Below are 17,491 nucleotides of genomic sequence, written 5' to 3' on the forward strand. Positions count from 1 at the left end.
TTAGTGGGTGTGGGCTTGGCAATTTTTTATTGTTTTTGCAGTTGGTTGCAGTCATCGTCTTGAAAACAGCTAGGGAATTGGGTCTCCCTTACAGACGGAGCAACCATTTGTGTACAAAAAGCTGAGCTTCGTTTGCTTAACGCAACAGATTTTTTGTAATGCTGAAACCATTTGGCAGTTGATACGACTGTTCGCATAACCATTCGTTCCCCCTGAATTGAACAACATACGGAATGTAGGGCTGCGTGTATGTCATTGGTTAGCTTACAATTAGTATGACCGTTTGCTACATCGCTATGATTAGTAATGAATGAGTACAAGGATAACTTTTAACAAGGGAGGATCCACCATGAATAGCAAAGTGGAGCTAATCTCAACTGTGAAAATAGACAAAAGCAAGGATCTGTATAAAATTGTTGATGCGTTAAACCGTACGTTAAAGGAAGATGACTTAATGTTTGGTTTATCGCTGGATAAAAAAGATGAGGAAAAAATGGTGTTTTCGATCTATCGTACATAAACGTAGTGAACGCTGTTAAAAAGGGGACAATCTAAATGAGGAAATGGCTTATTTTAATCGGAATTGTACTCTTTTCCGCCATTATTGGAGCAGGAGCATACGGGTACACTGTCATTAAAAGCCCGTTTAGTGAAGACGAGGAACAAGCGGTTCAGCTTGTGTTGAGCGAAGGCTATTTAACCACCGTAAACGATGCATCTTATTACCATGGTTCTGACGCTTATCAAGTCATTCATGGATTGGATGAAGATGGCGAGGAACGCATCGTTTGGGTCGGTCCAGATGATCAGGTGATCTCAAAGAAAGCTTCAGAAGGGATCAGTGAGGAAGACGTTCGTGCGATCATCGAGAAGGAGCTTGCTGTTCGCGAGTTGGTGGCCATCCGCCTAGGAGTTGAAAACAAGCACCCCGTTTATGAGGTCACATACTATGATGAAGAGGGCCGATTGTCGTATTATTATGTGTCTTTTTATGATGGCACATTCATTAAACGATACAGCCTAAGGCCGTAATCCGGAGCGGCACGAAATAAAAGTAGCAATTTTACGTAACCAATCGCAGAAAAGGCGAAAGATTCACAAGAAAAGCACTTGAATTGTCCGTTTATCCGGTCTATAGTAAGAGAAACAGATGAAGACATGGGAAGGAGAACGTAACAGATGGAGTTAGCTAAGCGAGTTTCTACCTTGACACCGTCATCAACATTGGCGATTACAGCAAAGGCAAAAGAGTTAAAGGAGCAAGGGCACGATGTGATCGGATTAGGAGCAGGGGAGCCGGATTTTAATACTCCTCAATACATTATTGATGCTGCGGTACGATCCATGGAAGAAGGGCATACGAAATACACCCCATCTGGAGGCTTACCAAAGTTAAAGGAAGCTATTATTGAAAAGTTTAAGCAAGATCAAGGGCTTACATATACAGCGAAGGAGATTATCGTCGGTACAGGGGCGAAGCACGTTCTCTATACACTGTTCCAAGCGTTGTTAAATGAAGGCGATGAAGTGATTATCCCATCTCCTTACTGGGTGAGCTATCCAGAGCAAGTGAAGCTTGCTGGAGGGGAACCTGTGTTCGTGGAAGGGAAAGAATCGAACGACTTTAAGTTAACACCAGCTCAGCTTGAGCCTGTTCTTACAGACCGAACGAAGGCGATTATTATTAATTCACCGAGTAATCCAACAGGCTCTTTATATACGCAAGAGGAGTTAGCAGCGTTAGGGGAAGTGTGCCTTAAGCATAATGTCCTTATCGTCTCAGATGAAATTTATGAAAAGCTTGTATATGATGGAGCAAAACATACATCGGTTGCGGAAATTTCCCCACAATTTAAGGAAAACACAGTCGTAATTAACGGTGTTTCCAAATCTCACTCGATGACAGGCTGGCGGATCGGGTACGCGGCAGGACCGGAGGCGCTCATTCAAGCGATGACCAATCTCGCGAGCCACAGTACATCCAATCCAACGACCAGCGCTCAATATGGAGCGATTGCCGCTTACACTGAGGATGATGGATCTGTCGAGAAGATGCGAGTGGCGTTCGAGGAGCGACTCCACACGATTTACGATAAGCTTGTGGCGATTCCTGGTGTATCGTGCGTAAAACCTAAGGGAGCATTTTATTTATTCCCGAATGTAAAGGAAGCTGCAGCATTAACTGGTCACGAAACGGTTGACGACTTTGTGAAAGTCTTGTTAGAGGAAGAAAAAGTCGCCCTCGTACCTGGCTCAGGGTTCGGTGCACCTGACAATGTTCGTTTATCCTATGCAACGTCACTGGAGCTATTAGAAGCAGCGATCGACCGAATTTCCCGCTTCGTCGAAATGAAACGCAGCAAATAACGAAGAACGACCATACTCATGGGGTGTGGTCGTTTTTTACTCCGATTAAGCTACGCTAAGGTCTACATCAAGGCACTAAAGACAACAAGAAAGGCAGACTAAGAACTTCACGTCCGTATAACAAAGAGCTCCAAAAAAATGAAGGTCAGCTTTATTACACAAGTCTTCAACTTCTACACAATGGTAGTCATTGACTTCAATTTTTCCAGAAGTATATAATGGACGTTGGTATACATATGAACCATGGAGGGAAAGACGTGAAAACTACGATTGCAAAGATCGGACAGTATGTTGATCAAGAGGTGACGCTAGGCGCTTGGCTTGCGAATAAGCGATCCAGCGGTAAAATTGCGTTTTTACAGCTTCGAGATGGGACAGGTTTTATTCAAGGAGTGGTTGTCAAAGCTGAAGTTGGAGATGAATGGTTTCAAAAAGCTAAAAATTTAACTCAAGAAAGTTCCCTTTATGTAACAGGGATTGTCCGTAAAGATGAGCGTGCCCCATCTGGGTATGAGCTAACGGTCACTTCCTTTGACATCATTCACGAGGCGACCGATTACCCGATTACACCGAAAGAGCACGGCACGGAGTTTTTGATGGATCATCGGCATTTATGGATTCGTTCTCGAAAACAGCATGCGGTGTTGCGAATTCGAAATGAAATCATTCGCGCGACCTATGAATTTTTCCATGAGAACGGCTTTGTCAAAGTTGATCCACCCATTTTAACGGGAAGTGCTCCAGAAGGAACGACTGAACTGTTTCATACAAAATATTTTGATGAAGATGCGTTTTTATCGCAAAGTGGTCAGCTGTATATGGAAGCTGCAGCACTCGCATTTGGACGGGTTTTTTCGTTTGGGCCAACATTCCGAGCAGAAAAGTCAAAGACGCGCCGCCACTTAATTGAGTTTTGGATGATTGAGCCGGAAATGGCGTTTGTTGAGTTTGAAGAAAGTTTGGAAATTCAAGAAAATTATGTTGCATACATCGTTCAGTCTGTGCTGAAACATTGCGCAATTGAATTAAAAACGCTTGGGCGGGATACTTCTGTTCTAGAAAGCATTCAAGCGCCGTTTCCACGGATTTCATACGACGATGCCATTAAGTTCTTGCATGAAAAAGGGTTTGATGATATTGAATGGGGCGATGACTTTGGGGCGCCACATGAGACGGCGATTGCTGAACATTTTGATAAGCCCGTGTTTATTACCCACTACCCAACCTCGCTAAAACCGTTTTATATGGAACCTGATCCTAACCGGGATGATGTGGTTCTTTGCGCCGATCTAATCGCTCCAGAAGGATATGGAGAAATCATCGGCGGTTCACAAAGAATCTCGGATTATGATTTGTTGAAAAAGCGGCTTGAAGAGCATGACCTTTCGCTCGATGCTTATGCGTGGTATTTAGATTTGCGTAAATACGGGTCAGTACCGCACTCTGGCTTCGGTTTAGGTCTTGAGCGAACCGTCGGCTGGATTTCCGGCGCTGGACACGTACGAGAAACGATCCCGTTCCCTCGTCTTTTAAACCGCTTGTATCCGTAAATCTGGGCAGCCTTTGCCCAGGTTTTTCTTTTTCCATAAATGATAATCAATTTCCATTAAGCCTTGGCGGTGAGGAACGTTTTCTAACATGATTGGGACATAGGTTACGCAAAAAACGGAAAACTCATGATATAATAGCCAAGAGGTGTTTCGACATGTATCCATCCATATTGACAAAGTGGTTAGAAGCAGGAGCCCTTTCCATTCCGAAATTGCTCATGCACCATTATCGCCAATTATCATTAGATGAGCAAGAACTCGTCGCTCTTTTACATATTCAAACGTTTATTGAAGAAGGAAGCTCTTTCCCAACACCCGATGATCTAGCATCTAGAATGTCACTAGCTAGTGTCGAATGCTCCAAGTGTTTAAACGGACTCATTAAAAAAGGCTGTTTGGCTCTTGAAAAGCGATCTGATGAAGAAGGTGTTATTTATGAACAGTTTTCACTATCCCCTCTATGGGAAAAACTTGCAGAGTTAGTGGCACGTGAAATAAAGCAATTAGAAGAGAAGCGCGGCCAGGAAGAAGAGATGACCCTCTATCGTTTATTTGAGCGTGAATTCAGTCGTCCTCTTTCTCCCATCGAAGGGGAAACGCTATCGATGTGGATTGATCAGGATCAACATACTCCTGAGCTAATAAAAGCGGCACTCCGAGAAGCTGTCATTTCTGGAAAGCTCAACTTTCGTTACATTGATCGGATTTTATTTGAGTGGAAAAAAAACGGGGTAACAACTTTAGACCAAGCGAAAAAATATGGGGAGAAATTTCGTACTCGTCAAGACAATCGTCCGCAAGATGCCCCGCGGGCCAAAGCGAATGTGATCCCAACGTACAATTGGTTAGATCAATAAAGGTAGAACAACGCTAGAAAGGGAAGAATCATGTTAACTAAAAAACAAACGCAAGAGGCACTAGCGGTCATTGCGGACATGTATCCAGATGCAGAATGTGAACTGACCCATTCCAATCCGTTTGAGCTACTCATCGCCGTAGTTCTTTCTGCCCAATGTACCGACGCACTCGTCAACAAAGTAACGCCTCGGTTATTTGCAAAATATAAAACACCGGAAGACTATATAGCCGTTCCGCTTGAAGAGTTAGAACAGGACATCCGTTCGATCGGCTTATATCGGAACAAAGCAAAAAATATAAAAAAGCTCTGTCAATCCTTGTTGGAGCAATACGGCGGAGAAGTTCCACAAGATCGAGATGAGCTTGTCAAGCTTGCAGGGGTGGGGAGAAAGACGGCTAATGTCGTCGCTTCCGTAGCATTTGGCGTGCCGGCCATTGCCGTGGATACCCATGTAGAGCGAGTGTCGAAGCGATTAGGCATCTGTCGCTGGAAAGACAATGTGACACAAGTAGAACAAACCCTTATGAAAAAAATCCCGATGGATGAATGGTCGATTTCTCATCATCGTCTTATCTTTTTTGGACGTTATCATTGTAAAGCGCAAAACCCTCAATGCGACATCTGTCCATTGCTTGATATGTGCCGGGAAGGGAAAAAACGCATGAGACGGAGGGGGGCACCATGAGTGTCATTGTGATTCCGCGTCCTTTTCAAAGGGAGCCGTTTTTTCGGTCAGATGAGACAACCGTTGAACCAATGAAAGCTCCCTTTGAAAAGATCATTCAGCAAGTGCCATTTTATTTTGATCTAGAGGGAGCTTTAGCACCGTGGAATGAGCGTGAGACGTATGTTCCACTGCTTTTCTCTGTGTGGCAGAAGCTTCTACCAATACTTGAAGCCTGTTATGAAGATCGAGATGTTCAGCGGGCGAAAGGACCGATGCTTTTAGCAACTGCAGCCTTTATTGATGCGTTATTTTGGACGAACGAACAGCCCGTAGAACGGCTGATCGGCGTTGAGGAAGATGCTAATGAGTTAGCCGTGAAGCCAGTCAACATTGAAGAGCGGCTCGCATTTTTATTAGCCGCTCCGAACAAGTATCATTCCTTTGTTCAATTACGAGCGATGATGGATGAACTGCGAAAAATGTATGCAAAATCGGTAGCCCTAGCGAAGGTAAAAAAGAGATAGCTTTGTGTGGAAATCAAAAGGTGGTGGAGAGAGATGCAGATGACAACGAGTCAACAAACGCGATCAGATGTGCTTACCTTTACGAGCGACGAACAAAAACGCCGAGCGCTCATCGAAGAAAAACAAGCAAGTCATCGATATGACTTAGCTTTTTGTGGCCATTATTCCGCTGGAAAATCAACCATTTTAAACAGACTAATTGGTGCCGAGGTATTGCCGACAAGTCCGATTCCAACGAGTGCCAACATTATTAAAATCGCCCAAGGCCCTCTCGGGTTGAAAGTGGAAAAAAACAATGGGGAATTATCAACTTTTACAGGTGAAATCCCATGGGATCAAGTGCGGGAGTGGGGAATGAATGGAGAGGAGATCTCCAGTTTAACCCTCACACTACCTCTCCCCTTTTTAAATGAGACGAGCTGTATTTTCGATACGCCCGGAGTTGATTCAACAGACCCAACCCATCAGGCCGTGACGACCGAACAGCTTTACACAACCGATGGGATCGTTTATGTCATGGACTACAACCATGTCCAATCGGAAACGAACCTCTATTTCCTCAAGCAATTATCGGATGAGAAAAAGCCAATTGTGATCGTCATTAATCAAATTGATAAACACGATGAGCAAGAAGTTCCTTTTGCTACTTTTGATCAATCGGTAAAAGACGTGTTCAAAAAATGGGGCATCGAGTTTGAAACCATTTATTATACAAGCATGAAAGTAGCTAACCATCCATTGAATCAGTTTTCGACGTTTGCGGAAGATGTGAAGAAGCGTCTGTATTATAGTGATAGCCTGATTCCGTTCGCCAAACAAAGACTATGGCAAAGTTTTTATTATGGGATAGAACGCCGGCTTCGTGATGAATTAGAACAAACGATCGAAGCGATTCATGAAGAGATGAGCGCAAACGGCTATGACCCTGCCGTTTTAACAGAAAAGACCAAGCTGGAAGCGGAACGAGAGAAAGTTCTTCAACTGCCACAAACGTTGTTGGCTAAAGGGGAACAAGAGGTGTCAAAACTTTTTCAAAACGTCACTTTGTTTCCGTTTACAACGACAGATTTGACTAGGGACTGGCTGGAGAGCGTTCAACCGTCGTATAAAGTGGGGCTTCTGTTCTCAAAAAAGAAAACAGAAGCCGAGCGCGCGAGCCGTTTGCAGAAAGCTGTAGCAGATCTTCAGGACAAAGTAAAAAGTCAATTAGAGTTCCATCTACATCGCCTGTTTCAAGAACAGATCGACTGGGAACGATTGACGAATAAAGAGGAAGTGGAACGTGCTATTAGCGAAGTCCACTTCAAAGTAACACCAACGTTATTTATCGATCATGTCAAAATCGGGACGACGAGCCGGGAATATGTTTTTACGTTCACAAGTCAGCTCACTGATTTAATCTGTAAGCAGCTAAAAGCAAAAGCGCTTGTCGTTTTCCAGAAGCAGCAGGAAGGAATCAAGGCTCATGTTCACGAACAACTGGAGCAACTAGAGGAAAAGCTTTCCACCCTTCAAAACGTCAAAAGCTATGTGGATAAAATCGAGGAAGCGGAGCGCTCTTTTCAAAAGCAAAAACAGCATCTCATGGAGGAAGCGGAACGCTATGACGATCAAGGACAATATGCAAAAGCATTAGCAGTGGTGAAGAATCAATCAAACGAGAGCATAATGAAAGAGGCAACGGCGTTTTATGGTATTCGCTTACCGAATAAAAGTGTCATTGCTGATGCTCTTGAAGAGCCTATAAAAGGACAGGATGTTGTCTTCCGTGAAGATGAGACGAAGGAATGGATAGACCGATTGTACCAAGCGATCGAAAAGTACGACACAGACGGTCATCCGTTGCACCATGAGATGAAGAAGCTGCTGGAGCGAATGGAGCGTTACCATCAACAGCAATACGTCGTTTCTCTGTTTGGTGCTTTTAGTGCGGGGAAATCTAGCTTCGCCAATGCGTTACTAGGGGAAGCGGTGCTACCGGTTTCACCGAATCCAACGACTGCTACCGTGACAACCGTTTGCAGGCCGACAGATCAATATGCTCATCGATCCGCTATCATTAAAATGAAAAATCGAGCAGATCTAGACGAAGAAATTCAAGCCGTTGCAGATCAACTCGATTTAAAGCTCAGCTTGAAAAACATCCAGTCTTGGAAACCAAAACGGATGCAAGTGGCGACAAACCAACAACGTTCGTACGTTAATTATTTATCGACTTTGCAAGCATCTCTCAAGGATCAAGAGTGGACCCTCGGGTCAGAGCAAGTGATTGATCTGGAGGAACTCGCACTTTGGGTTGGGACAGAATCGCATGCGTGTCTCATTCAGGAAGTGACGTTGTACTATGATTGTGACTTAACGAGAGCAGGGGTTGTTCTCGTTGACACACCTGGTGTTAATTCGATTCACGGCCGTCATACGAATGTGGCCTTTACCCAACTAAAAGAGTCGGATGCCATCTTTTATTTGACCTACTACAACCATTCGTTTTCTAAAGCAGATCAATATTTTTTACAGCAAATGGCGAAAATAAATGAGGCATTCCATGACGACAAGCTGTATTTTGTTATCAATGCAGCCGATTTGGCAGCTTCAGCCGAGGAGCTTGCAGGTGTCGTTTCCCATGTGAAACAGCAGTTGAAGGCCAATCATATGGAGTCACCACGCCTATTTTACGTCTCGAGCAAGCAGGCACTAGCCGCGAAAACGACAGGTGAGACATCCAATGAAGATGCGTCGTCGTTTCATCAATTTGAAACGATGTTTTATCAGCAGATGATCAATCAATTAAAAAGGATCAGCGCTCAGCGAATTGTTGAAGAAGCGGCTCTTTTTTGCGCCAAGCTAGGGGACACGCTTGCCTTCCTTCAAAAGGAAGAAGGGGAGCGAAAAACGAGAAGACAAGAGGTTCAGCAAATAGTGGAAATGCTCCGTGATGAACTTTTAACTTTAGTACCAACACAATCGTTACGGGAAAGCGAGCAGGAAGTAGCGGAACTATTTCTTTATTTGCGGCAGCGACTACGCTATGTGTTAGCCGATGAGTTTTCTCAGTTTGTCAATGTTACGACCGTTACCGGAGCAAGCCGTAAGCAGCAAAAAGCAGCGCTAACATCGGCGATTCAAGCGTGGAAGCGAGAAGGGGAGCAATACGTTCGGCAAGAGCTTGCAGCGACAACCGTCCGTTTGGAAACGGTCATACAAGGAAGAATGACCAAGTGGCAGGAGCAAATCATCTATGATTGGAAACGAAGCTTGCCCCATTTGACCGTTGATGCCTATGAACAAGAAGTGAAGGTCATCGTCGATTCTGATGTCAAACTACTACTTGAGGTGACCAGTTATGAAGCGTTTTATCCGTCTGCTCGAAGCTTTTTTGAAGAGGGAGGGTTGAAACGATTAAAAGAAACATTAGTAGATGACATGCTTGAAGTTGCAACAAAACAATTAAAGGAAGCGGAATGGGAATATTCGAATGCGATCGTTCAAGCGGTTCATCAGGCAAGTGAAGACGTGAAAAAACAGCTGGATGATGGGCTGAATCGGGAAATAACGAGAATCGACTCACTCATGAGCAGTGAAATAAAGCGCGAGATTACAGAACAACGAGATCAACTGCAAACGTTAATAGACGAGAGTGTGCATTTGTGACATTGAAAAAAACGGCTGCCATCCTGGCGAGCCGTTTTTTCGCGCTATTCCGTTTCTCCGTCCTGTTGTTCATCGTTTGGAGGGTTCGTAGCAGGTGGATCTGTTTCATCATCGTCATTGTCGTCATCATTGTCATTCGGTCGTCCGTCATTACCTGGACGGTTGTTATTTCCATTGCCATTGCCATTGCCGTTCCCGTTGTTGTTACCTTCATTTCCGTTGTTTTGATCATTTCCTTGATCAGGGTCCTCTTCTTCGTTGCCGTCCTGTTGCTCTTCCTCGTCAGGCTCTGTCATTTCTTCCTCATCTGGCTCTTCTTCTTCTCCGCTTGGAACGGTTACTTTGACTTCGGCAGAGTTGCTTGTCACATTAGAATCGCTATCAGAGACGGCAGTGACACGGAAACGATAGGTCGTGCCTGGGGTTACGTCATCAACGATAAATTGCATATCTTTGGTCGTGTCGATCGTGTTAAAGCCACCATCGCCAACGGCCATTTCTAAACGGAAGGATACCTCATCGAGCTTAGACGCATCATATTCCCAGCTACCGATAATTTGTCCTGTTGCTTCATTGTAGTTTGCTGTCAGGTTTGATGGTCCTGACAGACGATCAAATTGTTCAGACACCCGGGTCGGTTCCGTTCCACGGACGAATAGCTCGTAAACAATTTCGCTTTGAGGCGTATGACTGCTCGGTAATAATCCCGTGCTTTTTTCAATGCCAATACGGACAACGGAGTTCGGCATTTCAAAGTCAGGGGTTTCTACTTTACTTGATACTTCTTCCATGACAGCTTTAAATATCTGCATGGCGATCCGTTGTTCCTCTTGACTTAGTAAATAGTTTTCCTCACCGAACTCAGTGAATCCAGTCCAAACAGCAGCTGTATACCGTGTCGTATAGCCTGCAAACCAACGGTCTGGAACAGCTCCACTAGGGAGGCCATATTTTTGCTGGATCTCTCGATCAAAGTTCGTTGTCCCCGTCTTACCTGCGAGAGGAAGACCTGGAATACTTGCGACTGTACCTGTTCCTGATTCAACAGCTGTTTTCAACATGTCAGAGATCATATAGGCCGTATAATCGCTCATCGCCTGTGTTGATTCTGGCGTAGTGTCAATGACGCGGCCGTCAGGGAATTCAATTTTACGAACAGTGTGTGGTTCGATATATTTTCCTCCGTTACCAAACGCCGCATAAGCACCAGCCATATCAAGGGTCGATACGCCTGTGTTAAACCCGCCTAACCCATAGGATTCATGCATTGGCTTTTGATCGATTTCGACGCCGATGCTTTCAGCAAATTCTGCTGCGCGCTCAACGCCTACTTCCTGCAATGCTTTAATCGCAGGAACATTGCGTGATTCAGCGAGCGCCTGTCGCATCGTCATGTTTCCTTTATACGCGCCATCAAAGTTTTTAAATTCCACTCCATTACTGTACTGATGCGGTTCGTCTTTAATGATTCGACCAGTCGACCATTGTAAATACTCAATCACTGGCCCATAGTCAAGAATCGGCTTAATTGTAGAACCTGGCTGACGTTTAATATCGGTTGCGTAGTTAAATCCACGTTGCACATTTGTATTTTCACGACCGCTACCGATCGCTTTAATTTCACCTGTTTGTGTGTCCACGAGGGTAATACCCGCTTGGAAGTCTTCTTTGTTCGGATACGTTTGAATAAACTCATCGGTTTGCAAGACTTTTTCTACGTGTTGCTGCGCTTCTGTGTCGAGCGTAGTGTAGATTTTAAGACCTGCATTGTACAAATCGTTAACGCTGATGCCTTCCATTTCCTCGACTTCTTTATGCACTTGGTTATAAAAGGCTTCAAATGGATAAGATTCTCGCTCTTGAACGTTTAACTGTTCAGCAATCGGAATCGAACGAGCCGCTTCAGCTTCCTCTGCTGTAATTTTTCCTTGATCCTCCATCATCGAGATGACAAGGTTCCGACGGCTTTCTGCGTTTTCAGGGTTGACGACCGGGTCATAAAAGCTTGGCCGACGCGGAATCGCTGCAAGCAAAGCTGCATCAGCAAGGGAGAACGAGTCGTCTGTGATCGATTTCCCGAAATAATATTGAGACGCTTGCTCCACCCCGTATACCCCTTGTCCGAGATAGATTTGATTTAAATACATCTCAAGAATTTGGTTTTTCGAATATTGTTGTTCGAGCTTAACCGCTAAATATTGTTCCTGAATTTTACGTGTAAGTGATTTTTCGTTCGTTAAAAAAACGTTTTTGACGAGCTGCTGGGTGATCGTACTAGCCCCTTCAGCGCCAAAGCCGCTCGTAATGTTCGCAGCGATCGCTCCACCAATACGGCGAAGGTCAATCCCGAAGTGATCGCGGAATCGAACGTCCTCGACGGAGATGAATGCTTCCTCAAGCTCCTCTGGAATGTCTTGATAGTTGACTAGGATTCGGCGCTCAGATGTGTCTAATTGGGAAACAAACTCATCTGATTGATCAAAAATTTGCGCTCCTTGTGGAAATTGAAGCTTTTCAGGATCAATTTCCGGCGATTGTGCGATGATGGCAAAGACGGTAATACCGCCTGCAAGCATGATCGCTCCAAAAAGAAGGATAAACGCAATAAACAGCTTTTTCAATATTCCTCTTTTCGGCTTGCGGCGATCGTTCTTTTTCTTTTTCGCTTGTCGCCGCCCTTGTCTTGTATTTGCTTCATTTGACATGATTGACTCTCCCTTTCTCCTAAAAACTTATGAGAAGTACACTTGATCAACCACATGTAAATAATCAACACGTGGATGATATCCTATTTTAATTAAATGTCCGTAACTGTCAATATAGGACTTTGGAATGGATTTCCGCTTCGTTTCTTTCGTTTCAAAAGCCTTTATAACATGGGACGCGTCGAGAAGATAGGTTTCATCAAACGTTGTAAATCTTACGATAACAAAGCAGATCCCATCTTGGGCGAGCACTTTTTTCATATGTTCCATTTGATGCTCATGAAAGTTTTGAATCGGAAAGGATGTTTTATTCCGTGTTTCTTTCGCTTCGAAATCAAGATACTTTCCGCGGTATACACCGTTGTAATCCGTTGTTGACGGCTGTTTAAAGTAGGCTTCTTTGATGACAGCCGCACTTCGCTTTGGATAATCGACGTTGACGATTTGAACAGGCGTCGGCTTTTTATGGATAACCGCTCGGCCATGGGTTAAATAGTAGCTGTTTGTTTCGTTAATGTCGGATTCGAGCGTCATGCCGCGATTGCTATAATCGATTTTTTTTCGTTTATGAGTCGAAGAAGCTTTAGCCGGCTGAAACGGTCTTCCGTTCGGATAACGAATCGTCAAAAGGATCACCAACCTTTCTGAAACAGCTTCATGCATGAAATGATGGCTATATGCACACACTAAGACCATCAATCTTATATATTCTATCACATTTAATCGGCAAATCTTGTCGATAATCTTGAAACTTTATGGCGAAAAAAGGAGAAGCCGATGAATTCATGCTGCAAAGATTGGATCATCCGTGTCATTCGCGAAGAAACGGAATACTTGAACGCTGATAATGTGAGCCGGACGATGGCTTATCAACGCTTTTTTCAAAAGTATCCTGAAATTCGCTGGGCGTTTTTAGCTAGTATGGTGTCGCGAAATGCTGGCTATCATATGACGGATTTAGAAAGCAAATGGTTTCAATTTCTTTTAAATCCGTTGATCCGAAAGCAATTATTTCTTACATACGAACGAGCCAACTGGGCGATTTTCCGCGATGCTTATCCGCAATTAATGATTTATGAATGGTCAAAACGGTGGGGGCAACCTTTTTTTCATTGGTTAAAAGAGTTTCAAGTGTCACCTTTCATGATGAAAGAGTGGAGACATTTTTGGCGACAAGGAAACATGGATCGTCTCTGTGCAGCGCTCATCATAAACGAACAAAATGTGATACAAAAACCGGTCATTGAAGAACCTTCGCTTAAGAAAGCGGTCTTTCGTCGTCTTCCCTTCTATTTACAGGAGCTTGGACACTTCGGACATGTCTTATTGCCAACGAAGGATGGGTCGTTATTCGGTCTTTATACTCGCCAATTTCAAAAGGTTGATGCGCGAATCTGGTTAGGGAAGAAGTTGGCGGGACTATTGTTTCATCCTGAAGTTTATTCAGGCGTTGCGGCCTTTGCTTTTTCAACGGAGCATACAGGGTCTCGCGGTGACTATTTACGCTACGGTTCATGGAATTCAGGCAATACGAGCCCACTTCTACGACTCACGTATCCAATCATCTCCCATCAATCGGCCACTTCAAGCAGATGGAATGCGACAGTGAAAGATCTCAATAAATGGATGGCGCCGATTGGGGTCACGAAACCTATTGACCATATGCCGTGGGTGAAGAAAAAACAGACCGAGCTGTTTCTTCTTTATTCTGTTAAAAAGAAACTAAGGCATGTAATCCCTTATGAAACAAGCCCCCATTAAGCCTATCAGCTGGCTTAAAAAGGGGCTTGTTTTTACTCTGCTGGTCGATTTGGTCCTGTCAATTTTTTATCACCGTATCCGGGAGCTTGTTTGTTCTGTTGGGAATCCGGTGCTTTATCCTGACGTTGTCCTGTTTGGCGCTGAGCCATCTCCTTCACCTCCAGTCCTAAGGTTGGTGTTAGTATGAGCCTTTCTGACAAAAACAAACAAAGATGCGGAAAATCCTCAATTTCTTTACGTACATTCGTCGATTCCCACTTTCTTTGCCGAATGATTACTAGTTTTGTCAACGAGACAGGGATCTGCCTGTTCATTAAGAATAAATTTAGCAACGAATTGTTTGTAGGAGGGATTTTTTTATGGCAGTACAGTGGAAGACGAAAGAAGTTTCTGAACAGCTTGGGGTTAATCCAACGACAGTGCAACGATGGGTGAAGTTTTTCGGAATCCAATGTGAGACAAATGAACACGGACATTTGCTGTTTGAAAAAGAACATCTCACCGTGTTGAAAGCCATTCAAAACCAGCTTAAGTCAGGAAAAAAGATGAGAGATGTAGTGATTGAAGAGAATGAGCAGCTCATTCAAAAGCCTGAGACGCAACCGATGGTAGCCACGGAACAATACGAACAGCGGACGAAACAATTCATGGAAAAAATAGCGGAGCTAGAAAAGCAGCTCTCACAGAAAGCGGACGATGTCGTGAGCTATCAAATTTTAAAACACCGAGCGGAAATCGATGAAATGTTTAAAACGCTTCAATCACTTGAATTACGAATGGCAAAAGTGGAAGAGCAGCTAGAAAAACAGCAAGAAGAATTTCCATTGGCAGCTGGCGACGTCCCGAAGCGAAAACGTTCGTTCATGCGACTCTTTAGCTTTTAACGTTCGATTCTTCCTAGTTCCCGCAACCTTTGCTACAATATGAGATGGGGGTGGCAGGAATGAATAGGGAAGATTTGGAGCAACTTGAAAAGCTAACAAGCCAACTTCGAAAACAAAATAATGAAGCTTATCATCACTATATCCATACGGTTCGAGGGGATGAATCGTATGAGCCAGATTTTTATGGGCAAGTAAAGCCATTTGCCGATTCAGTAAAAGAAAAAAGTGATGAATGGAAGCCCCTCGCTCTTCGTTACGTGAAACAATATGAACCAGATTACGTCTACCCTTTACAGGTGGAAAATACAGTTGAAAATCTGGAGATCATTTCGGTTCAATCGTTCTTTCCGAAGACGGGAAAAAAACGATTTGTCGAAATGATTAAATCCATTGATTTCATACTAGAACAATTAGAAGAACAAGTTCGTGTCACGAGAAAGGGGAAGGCACATTGAAACAGTATACTGTATCACTAGACTGGTTATCGGAGCACCTTGAGGGGGTAAAGGTCGTCGATTGTCGCTTTTCCTTACAGGATTCTGCAGATGGTTTACGCCGTTATCAGGACGGACATATACAAGGGGCGGTTTATTTTGACCTCGTGCACGATTTGTCAGGCACGGTCCAAGACCATGGTGGGAGACACCCTCTCCCAGAGGTGGATACGTTTTTAGAAAAAGTAGAGGCGGCAGGTATTGATCATGAGACGACAGTGGTTGCCTACGATGATGAGGGAGGACCATTCGCTTCACGCTTTTGGTGGCTGCTTCGCTATCTCGGCCACGAGAATGTCTATGTTTTAGATGGCTCGTTCTCCGAATGGCAAGCGGTGGGTTATCCCGTGGATCGAAATATCCCTATGTATGCAAAAACAACGATGGATGTTAAAGTGAAGCCGGAGCGCCTCGCGACCTATACGTACGTAAAACAGAACCTGTCCGACCCAGCTGTTCATCTAATTGATGCAAGAGAGCCTGCACGCTTTCTTGGAAAGGTGGAGCCGATTGATAAGAAGAAAGGCCACATACCGAACGCTAAAAATCGTTTTTGGCAGGACGGCTTGAACGGGAAGAAGCGAAAGAGCGCAAAGGAGCAGGCGGAGAGATTTGCTGATCTTCCGAAAGAGGATGAGGTCATTGTCTATTGCGGGTCAGGTGTAACAGCTTGTCCGAATGTATTAACCCTTGAGGAGCTCGGGTATAAACGTGTACGCTTATACGTCGGTAGCTGGAGCGATTGGATTTCGCACGATGAAAGTGAAATTGCTACGGGTGAGGAAGGGGAAAGAACACGTGACAAGTGAACGGTCGCGTGTTCTTTTTTACTTCTTTAATATAAGGATAAGAGAGATGCAATCGCTTCTGGCATTTAAGAGGTGCGGTGCTCAATTTTGCGGTGGGGTAAGCACCAATTGTAGTGAACGGATAGCATTCGTAAGAAAACGACTAATATTATAAGAAAGCCGATCCCGATTGGTCCGGAAACGATGTTTAGTCCGATCGCCGCACCTGCGAGCATCGCCCAGCCAATGTAAATTTCTTTTGACAAAACGAGTGGCTTTCGGCGAGCAAGCATATCGCGAACAATTCCCCCACCAGCTCCCGTGAGAGCAGCAGCGACGATGACGGCACTTAATGGATGATCCATGCTCGTCGCAAATAGTGCACCTTGAATCGCAAACGCTGCAAGGCCGATGGCGTCAAATAGCAGTCCGAACTTTAGCCAATGGTTAATCCATAAGTTCGGCAGGAAGAAGGCAATCGTCATCACAATGAAGGCGATCGTAAATAACGTTCCTTGCTCCCAAAGAGCAGAGACAGGGACGCCGATCAACAAGTTGCGGATTGCACCTCCGCCAAAAGCGGTGACAAATCCTAAGATGTAGACACCCATTAGGTCAAAATCTTCTTCCATTGCGACGATGACACCGCTTAATGCAAACGCGATCGTCCCGATGACATTTAACACGTCCCAAGCCATATGTTGTTCTCCTTTTCCGTGATTACAGCAAACACACTATACCATAGCTTCGTTGTTGAATGAAGGGGGGATATTAGGCAAGGAAACGATTACCGAGGAGCAGAGTGCTGGGCATTTACTAGCTGCCGCTATGTGTCTGAACATTTAAAGAAGATTCGGCGATTCCGAGCCATACTGGCACTTATACAAACGAAAGTTTCATACGTGTAAATGTAAAAAAAGATCGACGTTGTCCGCCGATCTTTCCGTTCGATTACCCATTATCTCTAAACATGTAAAAGATCATGACAATGATTGTCACAAAGGACAACCCCATTAAGACAGGTGTTAAAATTGTCGGTTCTGCAGCCGCTGCTTCTTCTTCTCCGTGACCGCCATCACCTGCAGCAAGCACAGTCGAAACCGGTACGAGCAAAAATGTAAAAACAAATGCAGGAACCAAAGCTAACCATTTTGCCATGTATCACTAACCTCCCCACGATCCGTTGCTCATTTTCTGCTAGCAACGGGAATGGTCATTATGTACGTATCGTCTCTATTATA

17 protein-coding genes are annotated in these 17,491 nt (G+C 44.4%); 12 read left to right on the forward strand and 5 right to left on the reverse strand.

Features of this window, described 5'->3' with window-relative positions; all coding sequences use genetic code 11:
* Positions 1-26 precede the first annotated feature (26 nt).
* Positions 27-203: a hypothetical protein gene (locus tag E2L07_RS20715; protein ID WP_153231706.1), complete on the reverse strand. Its 177-nt coding sequence runs from the start codon at positions 201-203 to the stop codon at positions 27-29.
* Between the two features lie 146 nt (positions 204-349).
* Between E2L07_RS20715 and E2L07_RS01870 the strand changes: the two genes are divergently transcribed.
* From E2L07_RS01870 to E2L07_RS01905, 8 genes are all read left to right on the forward strand, one after another.
* On the forward strand, positions 350-520 hold the full coding sequence (locus E2L07_RS01870) for a YpmA family protein (protein ID WP_010897854.1): 171 nt from the start codon (positions 350-352) through the stop codon (positions 518-520).
* 35 nt (positions 521-555) lie between these two features.
* Positions 556-1,032, forward strand: a complete 477-nt coding sequence (locus E2L07_RS01875; RefSeq protein ID WP_134228688.1) for a cell wall elongation regulator TseB-like domain-containing protein — start codon at positions 556-558, stop codon at positions 1,030-1,032.
* Positions 1,033-1,179: 147 nt separating this feature from the next.
* On the forward strand, positions 1,180-2,367 hold the full coding sequence (locus E2L07_RS01880; RefSeq protein WP_134228689.1) for a pyridoxal phosphate-dependent aminotransferase: 1,188 nt from the start codon (positions 1,180-1,182) through the stop codon (positions 2,365-2,367).
* 257 nt (positions 2,368-2,624) lie between these two features.
* Positions 2,625-3,917 (forward strand): asparagine--tRNA ligase, encoded by a 1,293-nt coding sequence (asnS, locus tag E2L07_RS01885; RefSeq protein ID WP_010897857.1) that lies wholly within the window; start codon positions 2,625-2,627, stop codon positions 3,915-3,917.
* 155 nt (positions 3,918-4,072) lie between these two features.
* Entirely contained in the window at positions 4,073-4,774 is a 702-nt protein-coding gene (locus E2L07_RS01890) for a DnaD domain-containing protein (protein WP_010897858.1), read from the forward strand.
* A 30-nt stretch (positions 4,775-4,804) separates the two neighbouring features.
* Positions 4,805-5,461, forward strand: coding sequence for an endonuclease III (nth, locus tag E2L07_RS01895; RefSeq protein WP_134228690.1), 657 nt, complete (start codon positions 4,805-4,807; stop codon positions 5,459-5,461).
* Positions 5,458-5,967 carry a YpoC family protein gene (locus tag E2L07_RS01900; RefSeq protein ID WP_243854883.1) on the forward strand — a complete coding sequence of 170 codons (510 nt, stop codon included), beginning with the start codon at positions 5,458-5,460 and terminating at the stop codon, positions 5,965-5,967. The genes nth and E2L07_RS01900 overlap by 4 nt, the downstream gene beginning before the upstream one ends.
* A 39-nt stretch (positions 5,968-6,006) precedes the next feature.
* Entirely contained in the window at positions 6,007-9,618 is a 3,612-nt protein-coding gene (locus E2L07_RS01905) for a dynamin family protein (protein ID WP_243854884.1), read from the forward strand.
* A 44-nt stretch (positions 9,619-9,662) separates the two neighbouring features.
* On the opposite strand, the gene E2L07_RS01910 is transcribed toward E2L07_RS01905, so the two are convergent.
* Positions 9,663-12,323, reverse strand: coding sequence for a penicillin-binding protein 1A (locus E2L07_RS01910; RefSeq protein ID WP_134228692.1), 2,661 nt, complete (start codon positions 12,321-12,323; stop codon positions 9,663-9,665).
* 27 nt (positions 12,324-12,350) lie between these two features.
* The gene (recU, locus tag E2L07_RS01915) at positions 12,351-12,950 is read right to left on the reverse strand and encodes a Holliday junction resolvase RecU (protein ID WP_134228693.1); all 600 of its coding nucleotides are present in this window, start codon (positions 12,948-12,950) and stop codon (positions 12,351-12,353) included.
* Between the two features lie 150 nt (positions 12,951-13,100).
* Between recU and E2L07_RS01920 the strand changes: the two genes are divergently transcribed.
* The 4 genes from E2L07_RS01920 (at position 13,101) to E2L07_RS01935 (ending at position 16,271) form a co-directional block, all read left to right on the forward strand.
* On the forward strand, positions 13,101-14,084 hold the full coding sequence (locus E2L07_RS01920; protein WP_134228694.1) for a DUF2515 domain-containing protein: 984 nt from the start codon (positions 13,101-13,103) through the stop codon (positions 14,082-14,084).
* Between the two features lie 359 nt (positions 14,085-14,443).
* A complete protein-coding gene (gene racA / locus E2L07_RS01925) occupies positions 14,444-14,968 on the forward strand; it encodes a chromosome-anchoring protein RacA (protein ID WP_010897867.1) in 525 nt (174 codons plus the stop codon).
* 59 nt (positions 14,969-15,027) lie between these two features.
* A complete protein-coding gene (locus E2L07_RS01930) occupies positions 15,028-15,423 on the forward strand; it encodes a YppE family protein (protein WP_010897868.1) in 396 nt (131 codons plus the stop codon).
* Positions 15,420-16,271, forward strand: coding sequence for a sulfurtransferase (locus E2L07_RS01935; protein WP_010897869.1), 852 nt, complete (start codon positions 15,420-15,422; stop codon positions 16,269-16,271). The genes E2L07_RS01930 and E2L07_RS01935 overlap by 4 nt, the downstream gene beginning before the upstream one ends.
* Positions 16,272-16,336: 65 nt before the next feature.
* Here E2L07_RS01935 and E2L07_RS01940 read toward each other — a convergent pair whose 3' ends face one another.
* Both E2L07_RS01940 and E2L07_RS01945 read right to left on the reverse strand, forming a co-directional pair.
* Entirely contained in the window at positions 16,337-16,948 is a 612-nt protein-coding gene (locus tag E2L07_RS01940; protein WP_010897870.1) for a trimeric intracellular cation channel family protein, read from the reverse strand.
* Between the two features lie 253 nt (positions 16,949-17,201).
* Positions 17,202-17,408 carry a hypothetical protein gene (locus tag E2L07_RS01945; RefSeq protein ID WP_134228696.1) on the reverse strand — a complete coding sequence of 69 codons (207 nt, stop codon included), beginning with the start codon at positions 17,406-17,408 and terminating at the stop codon, positions 17,202-17,204.
* Positions 17,409-17,491 lie beyond the last annotated feature (83 nt).

The sequence above is a fragment of the Halalkalibacterium halodurans genome, assembly GCF_004376175.1.
Taxonomy (GTDB): Bacteria; Bacillota; Bacilli; order Bacillales; family Bacillaceae_D; genus Halalkalibacterium; species Halalkalibacterium halodurans.

What these genes read in the sequence shown, in the direction of transcription:
- E2L07_RS01875 (WP_134228688.1), top strand. Translation starts at nt 556, where the DNA reads ATGAGGAAATGGCTTATTTTAATCGGAATTGTACTCTTTTCCGCCATT.
- E2L07_RS01945 (WP_134228696.1), bottom strand. Translation starts at nt 17,408, where the DNA reads ATGGCAAAATGGTTAGCTTTGGTTCCTGCATTTGTTTTTACATTTTTG.
- nth (WP_134228690.1), top strand. Translation starts at nt 4,805, where the DNA reads ATGTTAACTAAAAAACAAACGCAAGAGGCACTAGCGGTCATTGCGGAC.
- E2L07_RS01880 (WP_134228689.1), top strand. Translation starts at nt 1,180, where the DNA reads ATGGAGTTAGCTAAGCGAGTTTCTACCTTGACACCGTCATCAACATTG.
- E2L07_RS01900 (WP_243854883.1), top strand. Translation starts at nt 5,458, where the DNA reads ATGAGTGTCATTGTGATTCCGCGTCCTTTTCAAAGGGAGCCGTTTTTT.
- E2L07_RS20715 (WP_153231706.1), bottom strand. Translation starts at nt 203, where the DNA reads ATGGTTATGCGAACAGTCGTATCAACTGCCAAATGGTTTCAGCATTAC.
- E2L07_RS01905 (WP_243854884.1), top strand. Translation starts at nt 6,007, where the DNA reads ATGACAACGAGTCAACAAACGCGATCAGATGTGCTTACCTTTACGAGC.
- racA (WP_010897867.1), top strand. Translation starts at nt 14,444, where the DNA reads ATGGCAGTACAGTGGAAGACGAAAGAAGTTTCTGAACAGCTTGGGGTT.
- E2L07_RS01940 (WP_010897870.1), bottom strand. Translation starts at nt 16,948, where the DNA reads ATGGCTTGGGACGTGTTAAATGTCATCGGGACGATCGCGTTTGCATTA.
- E2L07_RS01910 (WP_134228692.1), bottom strand. Translation starts at nt 12,323, where the DNA reads ATGTCAAATGAAGCAAATACAAGACAAGGGCGGCGACAAGCGAAAAAG.
- E2L07_RS01890 (WP_010897858.1), top strand. Translation starts at nt 4,073, where the DNA reads ATGTATCCATCCATATTGACAAAGTGGTTAGAAGCAGGAGCCCTTTCC.
- E2L07_RS01920 (WP_134228694.1), top strand. Translation starts at nt 13,101, where the DNA reads ATGAATTCATGCTGCAAAGATTGGATCATCCGTGTCATTCGCGAAGAA.
- E2L07_RS01870 (WP_010897854.1), top strand. Translation starts at nt 350, where the DNA reads ATGAATAGCAAAGTGGAGCTAATCTCAACTGTGAAAATAGACAAAAGC.
- E2L07_RS01930 (WP_010897868.1), top strand. Translation starts at nt 15,028, where the DNA reads ATGAATAGGGAAGATTTGGAGCAACTTGAAAAGCTAACAAGCCAACTT.